Consider the following 4,451-nt stretch of genomic DNA (forward strand, 5'->3'; position numbering starts at 1 on the left):
GGGCGCCCCCTCACCCGCCCCGGACCGGTCAGACCACCGTGGCCCCGGTGTCCGGGGCGTCCGGCACGCTCGCCCGGTGGGCGTGGCGGTGCAGGTAGGAGACGACCGTGTTGGTGACGGCGACCAGCGGCACGGCCACCACCGCGCCGCCGATGCCCGCGATCATCCCGCCGGCGGAGACCGAGAGCACCACGGCCAGCGGATGCACCCGCACCGCCCGCCCGAGGATGAACGGCTGGAGGATGTGGCCCTCGATCTGCTGCACCGCGAGCACCACCACCAGTGTCATCACGGCGACGAAGACGCCCTGGGTGACCAGCGCGACCAGCACCGCCAGCGCGCCGGAGACGAACGCGCCGACCAGCGGGATGAAGGCGAACAGGAAGATGACGACGGCCAGCGGCACCGCCATCGGCACGTCCAGGAAGTAGATGCCGAGCCCGATGAAGACGGCGTCGATCAGCGCCACCACCACCGTGCCCCGCACGTAGGCGGTGAGCGTCCGCCAGGCCATCGGCCCCGCGCCCGCGACCCCCTGCCGGGCCGCCACCGGGACCAGCTTGAGCGTCCACCGCCAGATCTTCTTGCCGTCGTGGAGCAGGAAGAGCGTGCAGAAGATCATCAGCAGCAGCATGGTCAGCGCCTCGACGACCACCGTGACGCCTTCGAGGCCGGCCGAGGTCAGGGACTCGGTGTTGGAGCCGACCGCCTCGCGCAGGTTCTCGGCGATGCCGTTGATCTGACTCTCCGTCACGTGGAACGGGGAGTTGAGCAGCCACCGCCGCAGGTCGTCGATGCCGCCCTGGACCTGCCGTGACAGGTTGTCGGCGTTCTCCATGATCTGCCACGTCACGAACCAGCCCAGCAGGCCCAGCACCGCGAAGCCGAGCACGGCGGTGAACGCGGTCGCGGCGCCGCGGGGAAGCCCTCTGCGGGTCAGGCGGGCGGACAGCGGCTGGAGCAGCGCGGTGACCAGCAGGGCGCCGGCGAAGGAGAGCACGATGAGCCGGACCGAGCTGATGACGCGCATCAGCACCCAGACCGTGCCGGCCAGGACGAGCAGGCGCCAGGCGGCCTCGGCGGCCACCCGCAGACCCCACGGCACCACCTGGGCCGGGTCGGGGCGCACCACCACCTGCTGGACGACGAGCGGCTCGTGGTCGGACTCGCCCCCCTCGTCACGGCGTGCCTCGGCCCGCCGCTCCTCCCATTTCTTGCCCGCGGCGTTGAGCCCGGCGCCGAGCCGGCCCGCCCAGTCAGGAAGTCGCGCCATGGTCGTCCTCTGCCCCCGTCTCTTCCCGTCACTCCGGGCGTGTCAGTTCGGTCCGCACGACCGTACATGGCGGCAGCCCCCCACCGTAGGACGGTGAGGGGCTGCTGCGCGAACGCGGAGCGGCACGGGGGCGGCGCGGGGGCGGCACCCCCGCGCCGTCACGGCTGCGGACCGGTCAGTACCAGTGGTTGGCCTGCCAGAAGTCCCAGGCGCCGCAGGGGCTGCCGTAGCGGCCCTCCATGTAGTTGAGGCCCCACTTGATCTGGGTGGCCGGGTTGGTCTGCCAGTCGGCTCCGGCCGTCGACATCTTGGAGGCGGGAAGCGCCTGGAAGAGGCCGTAGGCGCCGGAGGACGGGTTGACCGCCTTGTAGTTCCAGTCCGACTCGTGGTCGACGATGTTGCTGAAGCACTGCCACTGGTCGGCGGCGACCATCGAGCGTGCCATCGCCTGGATCTGGGCGACCGTGTAGGAGGACTGGACGGCGAAGCTGGTCGCCTCGGCGGCGGCGGGGGCCTCGTCGCGGGCGGCGCGGTCGGCCTTCTCCTGCTCGGCCTCGCGCTCCGCGGCCTGCTTCTTGGCGATCGCCTTCTTGGCGGCCTCCTTGCGCGCCTCCGCCTCGGCGCCCTTGCGGGCCTCGTAGTCGGCGGCGATCAGCTGTGCGTCGGCCTGGGCCTCCAGGTGCGCGACCTGGACGTCGGCCTGCTGGCCGGCCGGGATGTCCGCGAGGAGCAGCGTGGTGCCCTCGCCGGCTGCCTGCGTGTCGTTGGGCTGGGCAGTGCTGCCCGTCGCGACGCCGACCACACTTCCGACAGCGGTGACCGCCGTGGCCGAAGCCACCGCGAATCCCCGGACCGAGATCCGGCTCACACGATTTCCTTCCAGCATCGCCCGCATCGGTGACCCTGGCGGACGCGTTCGTGCCCCTGGCGCTGGCCTCCCAACAATGGGTCACGGAGGCGCGGACCCGGTGGGCGCCCCCCTGTGCGGGGGAGCCACGTGTAGCTCGGGCGGCATACGGCTGCACTATGCAGTTGGCCTTGATGCTCAAGGGGTGCGGTACCGCTGGGGGTGCCGATGAGCCGTATGCGGGGCCTGACAGGAGTGAGACTCTGCCGTAACCGGACACCGCAAGGCAATTCCCTGTGCCGTGTGAAAGCTCACATGACCCACGCACAGGGGAATTTCACCGATCTGGAGGACGCACGAACGCCGCCCGGCTAGGCTTCCGTGCCTTTGCCGGACGGCGTCCGAGTGCGTTGCCACAGCGCCGAGTTCACCGGCGCCGGAAGGACATCCGGCGCATACGACATTTATCGCACATCATCCGATGTCCATCTTTTCCGGACCGTCACATCGCGCTCTCCTCCAGCATCTCCGTGACCAGCGCGGCGATCTGGGACCGTTCGGAGCGGGTGAGGGTCACGTGGGCGAAGAGCGGATGCCCCTTCAGCCGCTCCACCACGGCGACCACCCCGTCGTACCGGCCCACCCGGAGGTTGTCCCGCTGGGCGACGTCATGGGTGAGCACCACACGGGAGTTGGCGCCGATCCGGGAGAGCACCGTCAGGAGCACGTTCCGCTCCAGCGACTGCGCCTCGTCGACGATCACGAACGCGTCGTGCAGCGAACGGCCGCGGATGTGGGTCAGCGGCAGGACCTCCAGCATCCCGCGGGAGGTGACCTCCTCGATCACCTCGCGGCCGGTCACCGCGGAGAGCGTGTCGAAGACCGCCTGCGCCCAGGGGTTCATCTTCTCGCTCTCGGAACCCGGCAGGTAGCCGAGGTCCTGGCCGCCCACCGCGTAGAGCGGGCGGAACACCATGATCTTCTTGTGCTGCCGCCGCTCCAGCACCGCCTCGAGCCCGGCGCAGAGGGCCAGCGCGGACTTGCCGGTGCCGGCCCGGCCGCCCAGCGAGACGATGCCGATCTCCGGGTCGAGCAGCAGGTCCAGGGCGACCCGCTGTTCCGCGCTGCGGCCCTTGACCCCGAACGCCTCCCGGTCCCCGCGCACCAGCCGCACGTCACCCTCGGCGGTGACCCGGCCCAGCGCCTTGCCCCGGTCCGAGCCGATCCGCAGACCGGTGTGGACGGGCAGGTCGGCCGCCTCGGGGACGTGCACCCTGCCTTCCTCGAAGAGCAGGTCCACCTGCTCCGCCGAAAGGGTGAGTTCGGACATTCCGGTCCACCCGGAGGTGTCCGTGATGGCAAGCTCGGCCCGGTACTCCTCGGCGAGGAGACCGACGGACGACGCCTTGATCCTGAGCGGGAGGTCCTTCGAGACGACCGTGACGTCGAACCCCTCGGCCTGGAGGTTCCGGGCCACCGCGAGGATGCGGGAGTCGTTGTCGCCCAGCCGGTAGCCCGAGGGCAGCACACCGGGGTCCGAGTGGTTGAGCTCGACCCTGAGGGTGCCGCCCAGGTCTCCGACCGGGACGGGGGCGTCCAGCCGCCCGTGCAGCACCCGCTGGTCGTCGAGCAGACGGAGCGCCTGCCGCGCGAAGTACCCCAGCTCGGGATGGTGCCGCTTGGCCTCCAGCTCCGTCACCACCACGACGGGAAGCACGACTTCGTGTTCGTCGAAACGGTGGACGGCGTTGGGATCGGCCAGCAGGACGCTGGTGTCGAGAACGTAGGTGCGCCGGTCGGGCTTGTGGCGCTGTGCGCTGGTCACCACGGAAGGACGTACCCCCTCGGGGAAGGTCGGGGAGCGACGACAGGGTCTGCGGACACCTGGGTCCGGGCCGGTCTCGGGCGCCGATGCGCGGGCCGAGAACCGGCCCCCCGCTGCGTCCGTGGCTGCGGAAGCGGCACGGTCGGGCTGGTGCAAAGGGCCTCCCGGACGGACGGCCCCTGCGCCGCCCGCTGAGGTGTGACACCCGTGGTTCGGGCGTCGACCTGCAGGGGTTATGCCCGCTCGCGGCCCTCGCCATGCCGTCGCCGCGCCTCGTCGTACGACAACTCCCTCACACCGCACGCACATGTATGAACTCGGGTGCTGAGCAAGGGAGTTGGTCTGACGGCTCGCGATCCGGCCCGACTGCGCCCGGCGTGCGCCGGTCGGCGCCGTCCGTTTCGGGCCACTTCGGACCGTCCGGCGGGACCGGACGGGCCGGGCGGGCCGGGCGGGCCGGACGGCCGGCGGGGCCGGGCGGGCCGGAGGGCCGGCGCGCCGGGGCG

General features: G+C 71.5%; 3 protein-coding genes. All 3 read right to left on the reverse strand.

All coding sequences use genetic code 11. From position 1 onward, the window contains the following. Positions 1-28: 28 nt before the first annotated feature. The 3 genes from A2U95_RS07235 to A2U95_RS07245 all read right to left on the reverse strand — a co-directional run bounded on the left by A2U95_RS07235 (position 29) and on the right by A2U95_RS07245 (position 3,948). Positions 29-1,273 (reverse strand): AI-2E family transporter, encoded by a 1,245-nt coding sequence (locus tag A2U95_RS07235; RefSeq protein ID WP_166021376.1) that lies wholly within the window; start codon positions 1,271-1,273, stop codon positions 29-31. Positions 1,274-1,448: 175 nt separating this feature from the next. Then, positions 1,449-2,141: an aggregation-promoting factor C-terminal-like domain-containing protein gene (locus tag A2U95_RS07240; RefSeq protein WP_476756101.1), complete on the reverse strand. Its 693-nt coding sequence runs from the start codon at positions 2,139-2,141 to the stop codon at positions 1,449-1,451. 481 nt (positions 2,142-2,622) lie between these two features. Continuing rightward, on the reverse strand, positions 2,623-3,948 hold the full coding sequence (locus A2U95_RS07245; protein ID WP_166021378.1) for a PhoH family protein: 1,326 nt from the start codon (positions 3,946-3,948) through the stop codon (positions 2,623-2,625). Between the last annotated feature and the right edge of the window lie 503 nt (positions 3,949-4,451).

The sequence above is a fragment of the Streptomyces chilikensis genome, assembly GCF_001642695.1.
GTDB lineage: Bacteria > Actinomycetota > Actinomycetes > Streptomycetales > Streptomycetaceae > Streptomyces > Streptomyces chilikensis.

Coding starts and splice junctions, on each gene's coding strand:
- A2U95_RS07235 (WP_166021376.1), bottom strand. CDS start 1,273: ATGGCGCGACTTCCTGACTGGGCGGGCCGGCTCGGCGCCGGGCTCAAC.